The organism is Cutibacterium acnes (assembly GCF_003030305.1).
GTDB lineage: Bacteria > Actinomycetota > Actinomycetes > Propionibacteriales > Propionibacteriaceae > Cutibacterium > Cutibacterium acnes.
On sequence record NZ_CP023676.1, the window covers coordinates 1,265,118 to 1,284,047 of the forward strand.

At 59.5% G+C, this 18,930-nt stretch carries 20 protein-coding genes; 17 read left to right on the forward strand and 3 right to left on the reverse strand.

What is annotated here, in order from left to right; translation table 11 throughout:
• Positions 1-5: 5 nt before the first annotated feature.
• The 3 genes from aroC to CPA42_RS06325 are packed head-to-tail and all read left to right on the forward strand — an operon-like array spanning position 6 to position 2,790.
• Positions 6-1,202 (forward strand): chorismate synthase, encoded by a 1,197-nt coding sequence (gene aroC, locus CPA42_RS06315; RefSeq protein ID WP_002516763.1) that lies wholly within the window; start codon positions 6-8, stop codon positions 1,200-1,202.
• Positions 1,199-1,702: a shikimate kinase gene (locus CPA42_RS06320; protein WP_002516811.1), complete on the forward strand. Its 504-nt coding sequence runs from the start codon at positions 1,199-1,201 to the stop codon at positions 1,700-1,702. Before aroC ends, CPA42_RS06320 begins: the two co-directional genes overlap by 4 nt.
• Positions 1,703-1,704: 2 nt before the next feature.
• Entirely contained in the window at positions 1,705-2,790 is a 1,086-nt protein-coding gene (locus CPA42_RS06325; protein ID WP_002516868.1) for a 3-dehydroquinate synthase family protein, read from the forward strand.
• A 42-nt stretch (positions 2,791-2,832) separates the two neighbouring features.
• Here CPA42_RS06325 and CPA42_RS06330 read toward each other — a convergent pair whose 3' ends face one another.
• A complete protein-coding gene (locus CPA42_RS06330; protein ID WP_002516806.1) occupies positions 2,833-3,852 on the reverse strand; it encodes a CapA family protein in 1,020 nt (339 codons plus the stop codon).
• 7 nt (positions 3,853-3,859) lie between these two features.
• On the opposite strand from CPA42_RS06330, the gene CPA42_RS06335 reads away from it, so the two are divergent.
• Entirely contained in the window at positions 3,860-4,078 is a 219-nt protein-coding gene (locus CPA42_RS06335) for a hypothetical protein (RefSeq protein WP_002516823.1), read from the forward strand.
• On the opposite strand, the gene ppk2 is transcribed toward CPA42_RS06335, so the two are convergent.
• A complete protein-coding gene (ppk2, locus tag CPA42_RS06340) occupies positions 4,075-5,025 on the reverse strand; it encodes a polyphosphate kinase 2 (RefSeq protein WP_002513526.1) in 951 nt (316 codons plus the stop codon). The two genes, CPA42_RS06335 and ppk2, sit on opposite strands and share 4 nt — an antisense overlap.
• A 276-nt stretch (positions 5,026-5,301) precedes the next feature.
• Between ppk2 and efp the strand changes: the two genes are divergently transcribed.
• The 13 genes from efp to rpe all read left to right on the forward strand — a co-directional run bounded on the left by efp (position 5,302) and on the right by rpe (position 17,854).
• Entirely contained in the window at positions 5,302-5,871 is a 570-nt protein-coding gene (efp, locus tag CPA42_RS06345) for an elongation factor P (protein ID WP_002516794.1), read from the forward strand.
• Complete coding sequence (gene nusB / locus CPA42_RS06350) at positions 5,868-6,653, forward strand: transcription antitermination factor NusB (RefSeq protein ID WP_002516819.1); 786 nt, start codon at positions 5,868-5,870, stop codon at positions 6,651-6,653. Before efp ends, nusB begins: the two co-directional genes overlap by 4 nt.
• A gap of 83 nt (positions 6,654-6,736) precedes the next feature.
• Positions 6,737-7,069, forward strand: a complete 333-nt coding sequence (gene mihF / locus CPA42_RS06355) for an integration host factor, actinobacterial type (protein WP_002518937.1) — start codon at positions 6,737-6,739, stop codon at positions 7,067-7,069.
• A gap of 54 nt (positions 7,070-7,123) precedes the next feature.
• Positions 7,124-7,723 carry a guanylate kinase gene (gmk, locus tag CPA42_RS06360; protein ID WP_002516820.1) on the forward strand — a complete coding sequence of 200 codons (600 nt, stop codon included), beginning with the start codon at positions 7,124-7,126 and terminating at the stop codon, positions 7,721-7,723.
• Positions 7,724-7,743: 20 nt separating this feature from the next.
• Complete coding sequence (gene rpoZ, locus CPA42_RS06365; RefSeq protein WP_002516821.1) at positions 7,744-8,091, forward strand: DNA-directed RNA polymerase subunit omega; 348 nt, start codon at positions 7,744-7,746, stop codon at positions 8,089-8,091.
• Between the two features lie 12 nt (positions 8,092-8,103).
• Positions 8,104-9,336 (forward strand): bifunctional phosphopantothenoylcysteine decarboxylase/phosphopantothenate--cysteine ligase CoaBC, encoded by a 1,233-nt coding sequence (coaBC, locus tag CPA42_RS06370; protein WP_002516851.1) that lies wholly within the window; start codon positions 8,104-8,106, stop codon positions 9,334-9,336.
• 39 nt (positions 9,337-9,375) lie between these two features.
• Positions 9,376-10,569, forward strand: coding sequence for a methionine adenosyltransferase (gene metK / locus CPA42_RS06375; protein ID WP_002516822.1), 1,194 nt, complete (start codon positions 9,376-9,378; stop codon positions 10,567-10,569).
• A 47-nt stretch (positions 10,570-10,616) separates the two neighbouring features.
• Entirely contained in the window at positions 10,617-12,626 is a 2,010-nt protein-coding gene (locus CPA42_RS06380; RefSeq protein WP_459538854.1) for a primosomal protein N', read from the forward strand.
• 18 nt (positions 12,627-12,644) lie between these two features.
• Complete coding sequence (gene fmt / locus CPA42_RS06385) at positions 12,645-13,592, forward strand: methionyl-tRNA formyltransferase (protein WP_002516783.1); 948 nt, start codon at positions 12,645-12,647, stop codon at positions 13,590-13,592.
• A complete protein-coding gene (locus CPA42_RS06390; protein WP_002516859.1) occupies positions 13,589-14,965 on the forward strand; it encodes an RsmB/NOP family class I SAM-dependent RNA methyltransferase in 1,377 nt (458 codons plus the stop codon). Before fmt ends, CPA42_RS06390 begins: the two co-directional genes overlap by 4 nt.
• Before the next feature lie 140 nt (positions 14,966-15,105).
• Positions 15,106-15,876 (forward strand): hypothetical protein, encoded by a 771-nt coding sequence (locus tag CPA42_RS06395; protein WP_002516761.1) that lies wholly within the window; start codon positions 15,106-15,108, stop codon positions 15,874-15,876.
• Between the two features lie 282 nt (positions 15,877-16,158).
• Positions 16,159-17,004, forward strand: a complete 846-nt coding sequence (locus tag CPA42_RS06400) for a CAMP factor family pore-forming toxin (RefSeq protein WP_002516788.1) — start codon at positions 16,159-16,161, stop codon at positions 17,002-17,004.
• 178 nt (positions 17,005-17,182) lie between these two features.
• A complete protein-coding gene (rpe, locus tag CPA42_RS06405) occupies positions 17,183-17,854 on the forward strand; it encodes a ribulose-phosphate 3-epimerase (protein ID WP_002516775.1) in 672 nt (223 codons plus the stop codon).
• A 16-nt stretch (positions 17,855-17,870) separates the two neighbouring features.
• Here rpe and CPA42_RS06410 read toward each other — a convergent pair whose 3' ends face one another.
• Positions 17,871-18,764 (reverse strand): proteasome assembly chaperone family protein, encoded by an 894-nt coding sequence (locus CPA42_RS06410; protein WP_002518933.1) that lies wholly within the window; start codon positions 18,762-18,764, stop codon positions 17,871-17,873.
• Positions 18,765-18,930 lie beyond the last annotated feature (166 nt).

Consider the following 18,930-nt stretch of genomic DNA (forward strand, 5'->3'; position numbering starts at 1 on the left):
ATGTTATGCTGCGTTATCTCACTGCCGGGGAGTCTCATGGCCCTGCTCTCGTCGCGACGATGGAGGGCATTCCGGCTCACGTCCAGGTCGGGGCTGTAGAGATTTCCGAGGAGTTGCGACGTCGCCGTCTCGGGGCGGGACGAGGAGCCCGCATGTCTTTCGAAGCTGACGAGTTGGAGTTGCTTGCCGGATTCCGACACGGGGAGACGTTAGGCGATCCCCTTGCGATCCGGATCGGCAATTCGGAATGGGAGAAGTGGCGCACCGTCATGGCTCCTGGTCCGGTAGCTCCCGAGGATCTGGCCGGGCATGCCCGTGCAGCTGCGCTCACGCGACCCCGCCCAGGCCATGCTGACCTTGCTGGCATGCAGAAATACGACTTTGATGAGGCCCGGCCAATCCTAGAGCGCGCCTCTGCCCGCGAGACAGCCGCCCGCGTCGCATTGGGAGCGATTGCGAAGGCTTTCCTTAAGCAGTCTCTCGGCATCGAGCTGCTTTCCCACGTGGTGTCCTTGGGCCCTGTCTCAGCTCCAAATGGTCCACGTCCGGATCCAAGCGATCTGACCCGTATCGATGCGGATCCAGTGCGGTGCGCCGATTCAGTCACGAGCAAGCGCATGGTTGCGGAAATCGAGGCCTGCCGCAAGGAAGGCGACACCCTGGGAGGTGTCGTGGAAGTACTGGCCTACGGTCTACCGGCCGGGTTGGGATCGCATAGTCAGGGGGACCGACGGCTCGACGCCCGTCTTGCCGGAGCCTTGATGGGCATTCAAGCTATTAAGGGGGTCGAGTTTGGCGACGGTTTCGACCTGACCCGTCGCCGAGGGTCGCAGGCTCACGACTGGATGGAGCCGACTGAGGGCGGTATCCATCGAGTGAGTGATCGTGCCGGTGGCACTGAGGGTGGCATGTCGACTGGTCAGATACTACGGGTGCGTGCGGCGATGAAACCGATTGCCACCGTACCGCGAGCATTGCCGACCGTAGACGTGACCACCGGTGAAGCTGCCAATGCCCACCACCAGCGTTCCGACGTGTGTGCGGTTCCTGCCGCCGGTGTGGTTGCTGAGGCCATGGCCGCATTGGTGTTGGCTGAGTGCGCGTTGGAGAAATTTGGCGGGGATTCAGTAACTGAGACCCGTCGCAATGCGCAGGCCTACCTGGATCGTCTTGCCGCGCGCGGTCTGGCGGTGGCCCCATGATAGCTCTCATCGGTGCTCCTGGATCAGGCAAGTCGACCGTCGGGCCGTTGCTGGCCCAGCGCCTTGGAGAAGAGTTCGTCGACGTCGATGCCGTGATTGAGCAGGCCGAGGGTCGTGATATTCCGGAGATTTTTCTCATTGACGGAGAGTCGTATTTTCGCAAGGTCGAGAGACGAGAGACGCTTGCCGCCATCGAGCGCGGCGGGGTGGTGTCTCTCGGCGGGGGGGCTCCGGCCGACGTCGAGGTCGGGAACGCGCTGGACCGAATGTGCGTTGTCTGGCTGGACGTCTCGGCTCGTACTGCTGCCGATCGCGTCGGGCTCAAAGACACTGGTCGCCCCTTGCTGGGAGGCCAGGTGCATTCGCAGTTAGTGCGCCTCATGAAGGAGAGGCGGGCGGTTTACCAGCGCCCCGCAACGATCCGGGTGGCCACCGACACGCTGACACCGGAGCAAGTCGTCGACGTCATCGTGTCTGAACTGGCCGACTTAAAGGAGTAGCCGTGAACCTTGTTGAGGTCGCCACGACCAAGCCTTACCGGGTGAGGATCGGTTCAGGAGCGGTCCACGAGTTGGCTGGTTTGGTGGCAGGACGCCGTGCAGCTGTGGTCTGCCCACAGACTCTGGTGCATCTGGTACCTCGCTTTGGTATTGACGATCTTGTGGTCATCGAGGTTCCCGACGCTGAGGCCGCCAAAACGCCTGAAGTTCTCGTTAATGGCTGGCGCCGGCTAGCCGAGGCCAACATGACCCGTGGAGATATCATTGTCGGGTTTGGCGGAGGAGCTACCACCGATGTTGCAGGGTTTCTAGCCGCAACATGGATGCGAGGGATTGACGTCATCCACGTTCCGACGACTGTGCTGGCTATGGCCGACGCTGCGATTGGCGGCAAAACTGGTGTCAACATTCCTGCCGGGAAAAACCTTGTTGGAGCCTTCCATGAGCCCATCGGCGTCTTGTGTGACACGGAACTGCTGACGACCCTGCCAGCGCGAGAGGTGCGTTCTGGCCTGGCTGAGATCGTCAAATGCGGGTTTATTAAAGACCCGGTGATTCTCGACGTCATCTCCAACCATCCGCGGTTGGCCCTCGACGTCACTTCCCAGACCTTCGTTGAGGTGCTGACGCGTGCGATTACCGTCAAGGCTGGTGTGGTGAGCGCTGATCTGCACGAGCGGACGTCTTCGAGAGAAGAGGTCGGACGCGAGAGGCTCAACTATGGTCACACCTTGGCCCACGCTATTGAGGCCCACAAGCATTTCACGTGGCGTCATGGCGAGGCTGACGCGGTGGGCATGGTGTTTGCGGCCGAACTGTCGCACCGGTACCTGGGACTGTCCGATGAGGTCGTTGCGCGCACCCGCACTATCCTGTCTGAGATCGGATTGCCTGTTACCTGTGACGAGATTAAGTGGGCAGATCTGCGCAAGACGATGAACGTGGACAAGAAAACCAGGGTAGACCCGCAGACCGGGCGTCAAGTGTTGCGGTTTGTCGGTATTCACAAACCCGGTCAGGTCGCCATGATCGTCGACCCTGACGAGGCCGCTTTAGCCGAGTGCTACGACCGGTGTTCCGCACGGTAAAAACGTTCGGAAATGAACATGTGGCTGCGGGTCAGTCGGCATTCAGGCCTCCGTGACGCCGTCGACCCCAAGTGATGTGACGATTCGGGAAATATCTTGTTGGGCACTCTTGAGCCTCGCCTGATTCCCCATACCCGACTTAAGTTCAGTATCGACGGCATGAATCCGGATCGGACCGTCGTTCTTAGAACCGATGAGGATCGGGATGTACTCAGCCTTCGTCGTCGAAACCTTCCCAGATCGCACCGTGAAGGTGACCCGACCGACGACTCCTTCGTCGGTACCGGGCATGTTAGACGACTGCTGGGCAACGAGATTCCCCAGCCCATACATGACGATCTTGCCGTTCATCCGCGTCCATGGCTCAACGACATGGCTGTGGTGGCAGTAAACCATGTCGACGGCAGGAGATGCAGTAAGGCGCTGCGCTAGCCGAATCTGTTCCCCGGTCGGCTCATGGTGATATTCGAGGCCAGAGTGAGCCGCGACGATAACGATATCTGCGCCAGCCTTCTTTGCCGCTTCTGCTCTCTTAATGAGGTGGTCTGCCTCAATGTCACTCCACGCCCATGATTTGCCCTTGGGAGGAGTCGATCCGTTGAGGCCGTAAGCTCCCGAGACCAGACCCAACTTGAGGCCGTGACTCACGATGACGGGGGTGTCAGCCTCTTCTTTAGTTCGGGCTGTGCCGGAATGCTTAACATGTGCGGCGTCCAGAGCGTCAAGGGTAGCCTTCACACCTGGCAAGCCACGGTCGAAGGAGTGGTTCGAGGCGGTACTGCAGGCGTCGAATCCAACAGCAGCGATCCCCTTGGCGATCTCAGCGGGCACTGCGAACTCTGGATAGCCGGAGTACTGAGAACCTTTGGGAGCGACAGGTACCTCCTCGTGACAGATCGACACGTCGGCGTTGCGAAGGATGGGAGCAACGGTTCCGAAGATCGGCGCGAAATCGTTCTTTCCGTGGCCATCCTCCCGCGCCGTGCCCCACGTGGAAGGGTGCCAGAGCAGGTCCCCGGAGACAGTGACAGTTAGTGATCCGTTGGTATTGCGATGGATCAATGGCTGGGTGGTGGCTATCTTCGTGGGCGTAGCGGACGTCGCCCTTGCAGGCGTGGGTTCAACGGTCGATCGTGATGGCATGGAGGAGGCCTTCGACGCGCTTGATGAGGCCGCAGGGAGGGGTACTCCGGTGTCGTCAGGTGGCGGCGTGGTTGCGCATCCGCTGGCCATAATCCCGGTAATCAAGGCAACTATCGCCCATCCTCGTCGAGGCAGCACCATTTAGTCTCCAACCATGTCTCGAGCTCGACGCACTAACCTCGGATCAGGCTGTCCGACGACATCCACATCTTTGCCTTCGTAATCATATTGCGACAAGAAGTACCTCATCGCATTAAGACGCGCGCGTTTTTTGTCATTAGACTTGATACATATCCACGGCGCGGCATCAGTGTCAGTTGCGGCAAACATCTCCTCTTTAGCACGGGTGTAATCGTCCCAGCGCCCCAGCGACTCCAAGTCCATCGGGGAGAGCTTCCAGCGACGAACTGGATCGAGCTGACGAATTGCGAACCGGGTGCGTTGCTCCTGCCGGGTGACCGAGAACCAGAACTTCGTAACATGAATGCCCGATTCGATCATCATCTCTTCGAGGATTGGAGCCTGCCGAAGGAAGATTCGATGCTCTTCATCGGTGCAAAACCCCATGACCCGTTCGACGCCGCCACGATTATACCACGAGCGGTCAAAGAGCACGATTTCGCCGGCCGTAGGAAGGTGTTGAATGTAACGCTGGAAATTCCATTGGCCCAGTTCGCGGTCTGATGGCTTATCGAGGGCTACGACGCGGCAACGACGCGGATTGAGGTGTTCGCTAAACCTCTTAATGGCCCCACCTTTGCCTGCGGCGTCGCGACCTTCAAAGATGATGACGTGACGCTCACCGGTATCGTCGATCGAGTACTGGAGTTTCAGTAGTTCAATCTGCAGCAGTCTCTTTTGGGTTTCGTATTCACGACGATCCATGAGGTTGGGGTACGGATAATCTTCGTGCCAGGTTTCCACGGCAGAGCCGTCAGGGGCGATGAGTTCGGGGTCGTCACCATGCTCATCGGAGTCGACGACATATCCAGCATCAGCGACCAGGTCAATGAACTCGCGCAGCGAGTGCTGGTCGGAGTCCGTAGCGGGGTCGAAACTAGTCGGCAGCTGGCTGGAACCGAGGTCGTACATGGCCTCACGTTATCGTGATCATGGGGTGCGCGGGGCAGCCTCACAGTGAACGGACGGTGACTCTGCAATGTTCAACAGGTCTCCACCTGCCCAGCACGAGGGCCCCATTTTGTGACTAATATCTCACCAGGCGAGACTGTACGGTGCCTAAGGCAACGCCTTCCTGAGCAACGGGCCGCACTGGGATTCCGCTACACTTATCGAGGGTGGGCTAGAGCGACTAGCTGTCCCTACCCGTCCATCTCCCCATCCGACGACTCCGAAAGGGCCCGACCTGTGGTTATCTCCACCAATGACATCAAGAACGGCACCGTTCTCAACCTTGACGGCCAGCTGTGGACGGTCATCTGGTTCCAACACCATAAGCCGGGTAAGGGCAACACTGTCGTGCGCACCAAGCTCAAGCACGTGCTGAGCGGGAAAGTCGTTGATCGCACCTTCAACTCCGACGTCAAGATTGAATCGGCTGAGGTCGATCGTCGCGATATGCAGTACCTCTATCAGGATGGCGACACCTACATCTTCATGGATGAGTCAACCTACGAGCAGCTGCCGATTCCAACCGAGGTCGTCGGCGATGCCAAGGACTTCATGCTCGAGAACCAGACCGCAACTGTGGCTCTGCACGAGGGTAACCCGCTCTACATTGATCTGCCGGCCTCGGTTGAGCTGGAGATCACCTACACCGAACCTGGCCTGCAGGGCGACCGCTCCACTGGTGGCACTAAGCCTGCGACCCTCGAGACTGGTCGTGAGATCCAGGTGCCGCTGTTCATCACTACGGGTGAAAAGGTCAAGGTCGACACCCGTTCCGGCGATTACCTCGGCCGCATCTCCGAGAAGTGAGTACGAATACCGTTCCCACCCCTGACGACGAGGGCCCCACCGAGTGGATCGGCGACCTCGAGGTCAGGCGCGTCAGTGGGGACATCCAAGAACACGCAGACCTCTCGACACGGTCCAAAGCCCGTAAACAGGCTCTCGACATTCTGTTCGAGGCAGACCTCATAGGTACTGATCCGCTCGAAGTCCTCGCAGCGCGTCCAGGTGTCTTCACCAACCCAGTGAGGCCGTTCGCGGCTGATTTGGTCCGTGGTGTGGCAGCCACCCAAGTCGGCCTTGACTCGGTCCTGACTGATTGCCTTTCTGAAGGCTGGACACTGGCCCGGATGCCGCGGGTGGACCGTATTCTCGCCCGCCTCGGTGCGTTTGAGATCTTGCATACGGATACACCGAATCCGGCGGTGATTTCGGAGGCGATCGAGTTGAGCGAAGAGTTCTCGACCGACGACTCGGCGCCTTTCCTCAATGGGCTTCTCGGTGCGGTCATCACTCATGGGCCCGCCCGCGTCGAGGATCAGCCGTCCGACGACGCAGCCTCTTTAACTTGCCCCGCGCCGGACGGGGGTAGTGAGCAGCCGCCCATCACAGTTGACGATGTCGGATCCATGGCTAGCAGTTCAGACTCGTTCCCTGCAGAGGTGGGCAATGTGGACACGACTAGCGGAAATGCCAGCGATCCTGAAAATTCTGCTGATGATTTTGAGCTGACCGGCGGAGAACACCCAACTTCCAAAGATCATGAATTGGCTACAGATCTCCACAAAAAGGACACAACCGACGACTAAGCGGACTAATGTGCCGATCGTCTCCATCGGGTCCCCGGTGGAGACGATCATCCGCTGTCGCGCGGAGGCGCTGCACACTTGAATTGGAGGGGCTCGTGTCCATACCCACTCTTTCGCCTGAACAGCTTTCGGCTGCTCGTGAAGCAGCGACACGGGCAAGGAGAGTCCGTGCTGATTTCAAAGCCAAGGTTCGCTCTGGGAATATAACGCTGTCTGAGGCTCTCGATAAGGCCGCCAACGACGAGGTACTCGCTCACGTCAAAGTCGTCGACTTGCTCAAGGCTTTACCACGGGTCGGGGACAAGCGCGCAGCCGAAATCATGGAGCGTCTTGAGATTGCCCCTAACCGGCGTATCCGGGGCCTAGGACACCATCAGATTGCCGGGCTACGCGCTGAGTTTGACCAACGCTCTTAAAGATGACGCGCGCCTCGGCGCAACTGTGTCGCTATGGACCATTAAGGTGTTCCTATGAGTAGCGTCCCCGTCATCCCTCAGGCCCGAGGGCTTCGTCACACCGGCCCGGTCACCGTGGCTGTCGTCTCCGGACCTACCGCAGTTGGTAAAGGGACCGTGGTAGGGGCGCTGCTGCGTAGCCATCCGGAGATCGTCGTTTCCAGGTCGGTGACTACCCGTCCGCCGCGCCCCACTGAACGCGATGGGATCGATTACGACTTCATCACCCCTGAGCAGTTCGACAAGCTCGTTGACGGCGAGGGTCTCCTTGAGTGGGCAACCGTCCATAACAGCCACCGGTACGGCACACCGCGCGGTCCTGTTGAACGGGCAGTTGCTGACAATCGCACGGTCGTGCTGGAAATCGATCTGCAGGGAGCTCGCCAAGTTCGCGAAACCTATCCTCAGGCGACCCAGATCTTCCTCGCGCCACCCTCATGGGAGGAGCTAGTCCACCGTCTGATCGGTCGCGGCACGGAAACACCAGAGCAACAGAAGCAGCGTCTGGAGACTGCAAAGGTTGAGCTGGCCAACGCGGATGAATTTGACGCCGTTGTCGTCAACGACACCGTAGATCACGCAGTTGCGCATCTGGTAGAATTACTAAGTCTGTGACCATATCTGGAGGACATTCCTTGACTGAGACCACCCCTGAAGGCATCGTCAACCCGCCCATTGACCAGCTCCTCGAGCACGTCGACTCGAAGTACCGCCTCGTCCTCTTCGCGGCGAAGCGCGCCCGTCAGATCAATGCGTACTACTCGCAGCTGGCGGAAGGCCTACTGGAGAATGTCGGCCCACTGGTGGAAACCACCAACCAGGAGAAGCCACTATCTATCGCCATGCGTGAGATCCAGGCCGGCGTCGTCGAAGCCCACGAGATGGATGCCGAGGAGATCGCCGCCCAGGCCGCTGCGGCCCAAGAGGCCCCGGCTATTGAGCTGGATGACCCCTTCGCTGACCTCGCTGATCCGAACGCCTGATCTGAGACCGGCGTGAGTGTCGTCGTTCTTGGTGTCGGGGGAGGGATCGCCGCCTACAAGGCATGCCTGCTCGCGCGGCTCCTCTCTGAGGTCGGCCACGAGGTCCACGTTGTCCCCACTAGGGCTGCCCTTGAATTCGTCGGACGCCCGACGTGGGAGGCGCTGAGTGGGCATCCGGTCCACACCGAGGTTTTTGACGACGTTCCCGATGTGGAGCATATCCGCTTGGCTGAGCGCGCCGACGCCATCGTGGTGGCTCCAGCAACTGCCGATCTCTTGGCGCGCCTTGCGGGAGGCCATGCCGACGACCTCCTGACGACGACGGTTCTCGCCACGTCAGCGCCGGTGCTGCTCGCACCTGCTATGCACACCGGAATGTGGCAAAACGCAGCAACCGTCGATAATGTCGCGACCCTACGTCGCCATGGCCTTGTCGTTAAGGCCCCAGCTACTGGGCGCCTTACTGGTCGTGACTCAGGCCCGGGGCGTCTACCTGATCCCGACGAGATTGCAGAATTCGTTGATCTTCTCATCACTGTGCCTGAGTGCGCCGCCGCGATGGCCCAGCAGGACCTTGCTGGAAAACGCGTCGTCATCTCCCTGGGTGGAACCCGGGAAGCCATCGACCCTGTGCGTTACCTCGGTAACTCGTCGTCAGGTCGAATGGGCAGGGCTATCGCTCAAGTCGCCGCTGCTCGCGGGGCCGATGTCCACGTTGTCGCTGCCCACGTTGACGTCGCTATACCGTCAGACGTGCAGATTACCCGCATTGATAGCACCGAAGACCTTGCTGAGGCCATGGACGACCTAGCCAAGCAAGCCGATATTGTCATCCAAGCCGTTGCGGCAGCTGACTTTGCGCCAGTCGCTGTTGACACCAAGATTAAAAAACACGAGGGCGACGACGCCACAGGTGCAACGATGGCCCTCCAACTTCACCAGACTCCCGACGTCCTGGCCCGCATCTGTTCTCAATCGGTACAGAACAGGATTGTCGTCGGATTTGCCGCCGAAACGGCACCAGACCGTGACCAGTTCTTGAAGCTGGCCCAGGCCAAGCTCGCACGCAAGGGTTGCGACCTTATGGTCGTGAACGATGTGAGCGGCGGAAAGGTGTTCGGCAAGGTCGGCACCGACGTAACCATGGTTCACCAGCAGGGGCCGGGTCGTCGTATCACCGGATCGAAGTCGCAGGCGGCTGTCGCCATCCTTGACGAGGTCCGCGCGCTGCTGGCTACTCAGTAACACGATGCGCGGCTTGTGGCCGCGCGGACAGGAAACGTCATGCCTACTCGTCTGTTCACATCGGAATCAGTAACGGAAGGCCACCCGGACAAGATTGCCGACGCCATTTCCGACGCTGTCCTTGATGCTATGTTGACCGAGGACTCCCATTCTCACGCTGCCGTGGAAACCGTCGTGACGACCGGGCAGGTAATGGTGTGTGGCGAGGTCACCACCGAGGCCTATGTCGACATCGCCGACATCGCCCGCTCCCGCATTCTTGACATCGGTTACGACTCGTCTTCCAAGGGTTTTGACGGAGCTTCGTGTGGCGTTTCGGTCGCAATCGATGCTCAGAGCCCTGACATTGCCCAAGGGGTGACCGCGGCCTACGAAACTCGTCATGGTTCCACCGATCTTATTGACTCCCAAGGTGCTGGAGACCAGGGCTTGATGTTCGGATATGCGTGCACCGAGACCCGTTCTCTCATGCCGTTACCTATTGACATGGCCCATGCGCTGTCCTTGCAGCTGACAAAGGTCCGCAAAGAAGGTGCACTGGACTATCTGTGCCCTGACGGCAAGACCCAGGTGACAATTCGTTACAACGAGGACGATAAACCCGTGGCGGTGGACACCGTCATCGTGTCGAGCCAGCATCGTGCGGGAATCGACCTGGACGCGACGATGACCCCCGATCTCCGTCGCCTTGTAATTGACCCGGTGTTGGAGCGTTACGACCTCGATCATAAGGACATGCGGGTGCTCGTTAACCCGACCGGCAAGTTCGTTATCGGCGGCCCTATGGGTGACGCCGGGCTGACCGGCCGCAAGATCATCGTCGACACTTATGGCGGTATGGCACGTCATGGGGGAGGTGCCTTCTCCGGCAAAGATCCGTCCAAGGTCGACCGTTCCGGTGCCTATGCGATGCGCTGGGTAGCCAAGAACGTCGTCGCAGCTGGACTAGCCGATCGTTGCGAGTGCCAAGTGGCTTACGCCATCGGTGCTGCCCGCCCGGTGGGATTCCGTATTGACACCTTTGGTACCAACCACGTGCCCGAGACTGTCATCGAGCGCGCTGTCGGTGAGGTCTTTGATCTACGACCCGGTGCGATCATCGCGGACCTCGACCTGCTGCGACCGATCTATTCCCAGCTCGTTGCTGGTGGCCACTTCGGTCGTGAGCTTCCCGGGGTCACCTGGGAGCTGACGGACCGCGCCGAGGCCTTGGCAGCAACCGCCCGTCTCTGAGAGAACACACCGCGACGCCGTCGGTGGTGGGCCGTAACATGTGCCCCATGACCGCACCGCTATTGGAGACGACGTCATGGATCGCCCATGTCGCCGTCTCTTCCGGTTTGGCCCACCTTGACCGTCCTTTCGACTATTTGATTCCTGACGACCTCGTCGATCGAGTCCAGGTTGGGGTACGAGTGCGGGTCAAACTCGCCGGTCGGCTGTGTGACGGCGTCGTGGTGGCCGTCGATCATGAGCAACAGCCTGGGGTCACGTTGGCCCCGGTTGAAAAACTGGTGTCCGACCAGGTAGTTGCTACACCAGATCAGCTCAACTTTGCCCGTCATGTGGCTGACCACTGGGCAGGCACCCTGGACGAGGTGCTCAGATGGGCTATCCCTACCCGGCACGCCACGACAGAGGCAGCCAATCCTCCACCGTGGCCAACGCCGATGACGACGATGCCGTCTGGAACCTTGACGGCCTTAGACCGGGGGCGCCGCTTCCTTGCACTGCTTAAGGCCGGAGAACGCCCTCGCGCCCACTGGCGGGTCAGTCCAGTTTGTGGTCCGGGGGATGATGATCACCTCGGAGATTGGGGCAACGGTTTACTGCAAGCAGTCTGCGCCACGTTGACGTCAGGACGCAGTGCGGTGGTGTGTTGCCCAACGGTTGACGACGTCATCACCCTACATGAGAGATTCCAAGCTGTTTTAGGAGCTGGAACCGTCGCGGTGCTCCACGCTGATCAACCAGCGTCAACGCGCTGGCGCCACTACCTGGCAGTCATTCGTGGCACAGCGAAAGTTGTGGTAGGAACTCGCTCGGCCGTCATGGCGCCAATGACGGACCTGGGATTGATCGCTATCTGGGATGAAGGATCCGACCTCCATGACGAACCACGAGCTCCATACCCGAATACCCGCGATGTCGCTGCCCTGCGAGCCCAGATTGACCACTGTGCGTTGTTATTGGCGAGCTATTCCTGTTCGGTGCGCAGCGCCTCGTGGCTAGGGTCAGGTTGGCTCGTCGGAATCGGCGCGGACCGTCCAACGATGAGAGCAGTCTGTGCACCGGTTCGCATTCCCGGTGACTCCGATATCGCTATGGAACGTGACCCGTTGGCGCGATCAGTTCGGCTTCCCGATCTTGCTATGACGACCATCCGTGATGGATTGTTGCATGGCCCCGTTCTGGTTTCCGTTCCGCGAGTTGGCGATCTCGTCACCCCATCGTGTGCACGCTGCCGAACTCCAGTGCGATGTTCTTCGTGCGGTGGACCGGTTACCGGGCGGCGTACTGAATCTGGAGTCAACCTCCATTGCACCTGGTGTGGCAGTCACTTACCACCGTGGCGCTGTCCCGAATGCGGCTCCACTGAAGTGAGGTCAGGCATTGTGGGAGCGACGACGACGGCCGCAGAATTGGGCCGGGCATTTCCAGATGTTCCCGTGGTTGATTCGTCCGGCAATCACGTTCGGGAGAGGGTCGATTCAACTCCCCGATTAATCGTTGCCACCCCAGGGGCCGAACCCACACCAGAATCGGGCTATGCCTGTGCTGTCATCCTGGATGCGGTGTCCTCCTTGTCGAGGCCTGGCCTGGCGGCGGTGGAGCAGACCGTCGATCGGTGGATGGCAATCCTGGCCTTGGTCCGATCAGTGCGGGATGGGGGCCGGGCAGTTATCGTCGGGCCTTCGGAGGACGCCGCCTTGCAGGCCATGGTTCGAAATGATCCAGTCGGGTGGGCGACACGTGAACTCGCCGATCGTCGGGAGGCACATTTCCCGCCCGCGGTGCCGTGCGGAATTGTCGACGGTGACCCGAAAGCGGTGGCTACAGCGGCACAGCGACTACGCGAGTGGTTCGGAACCGACCTTGAGATGCTTGGCCCAGCTCCACAACCACGCCGTGCCAGCGAATCGGAACGGGATCGAATTATCGTGCGTCCTCGTGGCACGATGCCTCTCGCCGAGCTTTCCCAAGGTCTATTTCGGCTACGTTCCAAGCACACTATGAGCCGCGAGCCAGGAAGCTTACGCGTGGTCATCGACCCGGCCAACCTGTTGTGAGGTCGGTAGGCTTGCGGTGTGAGACTTCTTTTTGCTGGTACCCCGGACGTGGCCGTCCCAACGCTTACCGCCTTGGTAGCCGATCCCCGTCACGAGGTAGCTGCCATCCTGACGCGTCCGGATGCAGCAGTAGGACGGCACCGTACTCCACGTCCATGCCCGGTCGCCAAGGCTGCCGAGGAACTCGGTATCCCCGCCATTAAGGCGACCAGCGTGAAGTCCGGCGAGGGTCACGATGCCGTCACTTCCCTCGATGCCGACGTAGCCGTCGTCGTGGCCTACGGAGGTCTCATTCCCGCCGATCTGCTGGCAGTACCACGACACGGCTGGATTAACTTACACTTTTCTCTCCTACCGCGATGGCGCGGCGCTGCTCCCATACAACGGGCCATCATGGCGGGGGATGAGGAGGCGGGCGCTTGTGTCTTTCAGCTAGTTGAAAGCCTCGATGCCGGGCCGGTATACCGCACCATGACGGTTCCTATAGGCCCGATGACAACAGCCGGTGAGCTTCTTGACGAGCTGGCTCATACCGCAACGCCTCTCGTCATTGAGGCCTTGGAGGACATTGAGGCGGGAGTCGAGCCAACGCCACAATCTGTTGAAGGAGTGACAATCGCTCCACAAATCCATCCCGATGACGTCCGAGTTACCGTCACCGCTGCTGCCCAGGAGATCGACAACCTCGTCCGAGGGGTGTCCCCAACTCCTGGGGCGTGGGCTGAATTAGACGGCAAACGTTTCAAGATCCTGCGGACCCGCTGTCTTGAAGCCGGAGATGGCGTCCCGAGCACCGTGGCGACAGCCCAACCTGGTCAACTCGTCGCAACCCGAAAGCAGCTGTTTCTCGGTACTGGCTCGCAGCCCCTCGAGCTGCTGCAGGTGCAAGCTTTCGGTAAGAGAGCTATGAGTGGGGCTGACTGGGCCCGAGGGGCCGACATCGACGCTGGAACTAGGCTGAGATGACTCAGCGTGTGCATCAGAAACGTCGTAAGGCTGACCCAGCGCGACGACTGGCCTATTCCGCTCTCTTAGCGGTGGAGACCCACGGCGCCTATGCCAACCTAGCCCTGGCAGATCACTTGCGTGCTGCCAAGTTGACTGGGCGCGATGCGGCATTTGCCACTGAACTGGTGGATGGAACTTCCCGTGGGACGGGCACTTGGGATCGCATTATTGAGGCCGCCTCCTGCCGGGCTCCCGCCAAACTCCAGCCGGGAGTCCGGGTGGTGTTGCGCATGGCGGCACATCAGATCCTGGCTATGAGGGTGCCGACGAGGGCAGCCGTGGCGTCATCGGTTGATCTTGCTGGTCAGGTCATTGGGGAGCGCGTCACTGGCCTTGTCAACGCGATATCGCGTCGTATCAGTACCCACAGCCTTGAGGAGTGGGCTACCGAGATCGGCGGACGCGATGCCGTTGACGTCATGGCGTTGCGTACCCTTCATCCCACCTGGATCGTTAAAGCCTTTCAGGACCGTCTGGGTGCAGACGAGGTGGAAGACGCCTTGCTAGCCGATAACGAGCCGCCGGTCCCCACCTTGGTTGTTCGTCCCGGGCTCGCTCAGCGCGACGAACTTGGGTCCGGGACCCCGACTCGATATTCCCCGTGGGGAGTTGTGCGTCCCGGAAACCCCTCTGATGTCGCTGCGGTGCGTGAAGGCCGAGCTGGCATACAAGACGAGGGTTCCCAACTCGTCATCCTGGCCTTGGTACGCGCGGCCAAGGCAAACAGCTGCTTTGGCCAGTGGCTCGACCTGTGTGCCGGCCCTGGCGGCAAATCCGCACTGCTAGCTGGACTCGCGAACCAGCACGACACCAGCTTGACCGCAGTGGAACTGCACGAGCATCGTGCTGATCTCGTTTCGAAAGCCCTCAGGACCATCCCGGGCGACCATCGCGTTATGACTGCCGACGGCACGCACCCGCCACTACCGAAACAGTCTTTTGCCGCCGTTCTTGCTGACGTTCCGTGCTCCGGTCTGGGGTCGCTACGCCGACGCCCAGAAGCTCGGTGGCGTCGTACCCCAACTGACGTCGAAGAGTTAACCCAGCTCCAGCGTCGACTTCTTATCTCAGCGGTCAATCTCACCCGACCAGGTGGGGTCATTGGGTACGTCACGTGTTCACCGCATCGAGCCGAAACCATCGATATCATCAATTCTGCATGCGCGACCCTACCTGTCGATGTCCTCGACGCTCCTGCCATGCTCCCTAACATTCCTAATATTGCTGCGTCTGGAAACACCAACACCATCCAGCTGTGGCCACACCGTCACGGCACCGATGCCATGTTCTGTGCACTGTTACGCAAACGCGACGAGTCAGGTACATATTGAGCAATGAGAGTTCGCACCTCATCTGGCGTCCATGATCGCCATCCGTGGTAAAATTACCCTGACTGGGAGCGCGGGCGCTCAAGCTACCCGTTGCGAATATCCGAGTTCATACCGCACATCTGTACTAGGAGACCTCGAGGATGACCACAACGCTGATGAAGACTTGTCTGCTCGGCATGGCTGGTGCAATGACCTTCAGTCTTGTCGCATGTGGGAATAATTCATCATCCACCGGTACGCCCGCTAGCACCACTGTCGCACGTTCCTCGACGTCGGTCACGGCGTCCCCGACACCCGTCGAGCACGAGCAGACTAAGGCACCCAAGCATCTCAGCCAGGATGACTTCACCAAGGCCATCTCGAGTAAGAAGATCAATAACCAAACGTTCACCATCGTGGACAATTCTCAGATCGCCGCCCAGATGAACCAGGTCACCAAGGTCATGAGTCAGGCCAAAATTTCCCCTGCGGAATGCGGAAAGATCCTCAAACAGAGTATCTCCAGCGTCACTGGCGGGGAGCTCAATAACATCATTTCCGCAATTGGTAGCGACCAGTCGGCACCAACTACTGTCACCTTCAATACGACCATGTCGAGTCGCCAGAAGAAGTCGTTCGAAACCGAGGACAAGCAATTTTCTAAGTGCGGTCATGTGGCCATGGACTTGCAGGGTCATAAGACGACGATGACCATGAAGCTAACCCCAATCAAGGGCTACCAAGACATCTCTAAAAAGGCATCCCTTTACACAACCGTGAGCTCAAGCGGAAACGGTCCTAAGACATCCTCTTATCAGGCATATGTGTGGCTCAATGATGATCAGATGATCCAAGTAACTGCGCAAGATGCCCAAACAGCTCAATCCACGCTGAAGTCAGCTCTCAACGCACTGGGTATCGTCGCGAAGTGAGACCGGTCTGGCGTGGTTGCCCGAAGCTCGAGGCAACCACGCCATGAGCTAAGGACAGTAGCTGGCAGCCTTGTAGAGTGCATAGAGCCACCGTCTGGGGCAATTTAAGTCACGGCACGGTGTACGAAAGTTTAGTGGACATCGTTTCGTGGAGCTCCTTGGTATATACGACGACGTCTTTCGGAGCAACAACAGGCTTTCGCATTCTCGAAGTTGAGCCTCATACGAGATGATAGACGGGTCCGAAGTCGCGGACAATTCGTCGAAAAAGAGGAGAACTCTATGAAGATCAAATTCATAGCGGCCCCGTTGGTTGCCGGTGCCCTGATGGTTCCAGCTACTCTTTCCACCCCCGCGGCTCAGGCTGCCGTTCCGACTATTCCCGCCGTGTCAAGTAACACTGCAGACGCACACAAGTTGCTCGAGGGTGTCAACGGTCGTATCACGTCGCTCAACGACGATCTGAAGGTCGCTAAGGCTTCCCTGTCTCCCATGGAAGTCATCGACACCATCGCTGATCTTTTGAAACAGGCCAAACAGCTCAAGGCTCAACTCGAGAAGATCGTCAAGGGTGTCGTTACCTTCGCCAAATCGATTCCGGCTCGCGTTGAGCTGTTCCTAGCTATGTGTGATACCACGCACACCGCCACCCTCACCTTTCAGGACAAGGTGCAGAACGCGCACTCCACCGTCTTCCTTGCGATCGCTCACGCTATCAATGTGCTGATCACCATTAATTCCACCCCCGCCCAGCTGACCGACGAGGTAGCGGCCCTGAAGAAGGCCATTGCTGCGGCTCAGGCCATGCCCGACCTCAAGCCGACTGACGTTGCTACAAAGTACGTACGCGCCAAGCTGGGCCGCCTGATGGTGCAGGTCCGCTTCGACCGCAACACCTGTGTCATCAACTACAAGGATAGGGACGCTGTCCGTCTGCTCAACCGTGCCATTATCAGGGCTGGGCAGGTCCGTAGCAATGCGTGGGTGCGAGTCGCCGATGTCGACCAAGCTATCAAAGAGCTGAAAGCCGCCTACCAGGATGCTCTCAAGGCCCCCAACAAAAAGAGCGCCCCGGCTTCACCGTCCTCCTGTATGCCGGCCGCTGACGCTCCCGTAGCTGTTGCCTGATACATCTCATTCCCAGACGCGATCCTCGAGACTGCTTGTGGTGGTCTTGAGGATCGCGTGCGCAATGTTTGCCGCGGTCTAGTTCAGTCTTAGCCAACACATTCCGAGGCTCCCCTCCAAACTTTTCAGCATGTCAGCGGCATCCATCCGAGTCTGCCCGATCCCTTAGGCTGGCACCATGGTAGTTCGCATCACACCGTCAATCCTCAACGCCAACCTCGCCAATCTCGCCAGTGAGGTAGGACGCATCCCCTCAGCTGACGGTTTACACATCGACGTCATGGATGGCCATTTCGTGCCGAATCTCGTCATGGGGGCGCCCTTCGTGGAATCGTTGCGACCAGCCACTAACCTCATGTTTGACGTTCACCTCATGATCGAAAATCCCGATCGGTGGGCACGGCAGTACGTCGAGGCGGGAGCGCAATCGGTCACCTTCCACCTGGAAGCTGCTACCGCGCCAATCAAACTCGCTCGTGAGCTTCGGTCGATGGGAGCACGGGCGTCGGTAGCTCTGCGCCCGGCAACCCCAGTCGAACAGCTCGCCGACATCCTGACTGAATTTGACCAAATCCTCCTCATGACAGTCGAGCCTGGTTTTGGTGGCCAGAAATTCCTCGACCCAGTGCTTGCCAAGATCCGCAAGGCTCGCAAGCTCATTGACGCGACACGTAAGGATATCTGGTTGCAAATTGACGGCGGCGTCTCAGCTGACACCATCGAACGCGCTGCCGAAGCAGGAGCCGACACATTCGTGGCAGGATCCGCCGTGTACCGTTCCGACAACCCCGACCACGTCGTCGCTTCACTGCGCAACCGGGCTTTGGCTGCGCAGGTATGTGCCCACTGACAGTCCGCGCACAGTGTTAATGACCGCGATGGCGTAGATAGGACTGGAACTCTACCGCGAGGACATCTCCTGTCAGTCCCTCCGAGAGCGCAGCATCCTGCTCGGTCTCCAACGCTGCGATGTATTCGGCCAGCTCGGGGTGATCGACTAAGGCCTCATCGATTGCGGCAACCCAATCCCGTTTATCCTCTTCGAGTCCAGCTTGTGGGATCGCGATCCCAGTGAGTTCCTCGATCCGCACCAAGAGGGCCTGCACCGCGGGCGGACAAAGCGACTCACAAGCATACTGTGGCACTCCCACCCATAGACCGATGGCATTCATTCCGTGACGACGTGCCTCGGTAACGAAGACAAAGGGGATACCAGTAGGCCCGTCATATTCGAGTTTCTCTGCCCCCAGCTCGCTGATGAGATTGGGATCGGTGGCAGACACCATGACTGGAAGCTGTCGTGTGTGGGCCACGTCGGTGGCCATCGCGCCCAGAACAACAAGGCCAGCTGGATTGAGTTTACGCAGCCGCCGTAGCAGCCGGAAGCAGTAAGTCCGCCAGCGCAAACTCGGCTCAGGCCCATCGACGACCACGATGGGTTGGCCCTGCCATCTCCCGACCCTGATGGCGGTACTCGGCCAACTGACGATTTCGAGGTCGTTCATGACGGTGATGGCGGGGCGGGTTTGACGAAAGTCGTGAAACACCTCGCCGTCAATCGTGCGCCATATTTTCGCGTCGGAATACTCAGCGATGAGACTCGCCGCCTGGGTAGCGGCCGTTCCGGCGTCATTCCAGCCGCCGAAGGCCACTACGACCCATGGCCGGTCCATGTGTCGAAATCGCATGGTGCCAAGGTTAGCCCCCGCCTTCGTCTGCGACTCACGGCCCTTCGCACCGCTGTGTCCCAGCACGTTCATGTTATCGATAGGGCAATGGGCACGATGCTGCAGAGCAGCGACGTGACGGTGGACGATTTTCAAGGACTCGAAGGTTGCAACGAAATCCTCAACATCACTGTCCCGACGTTATGTCCAGACTCCACGACGCTTACTGGGACCATGCTCATGGGGTCGGAAACCGGTG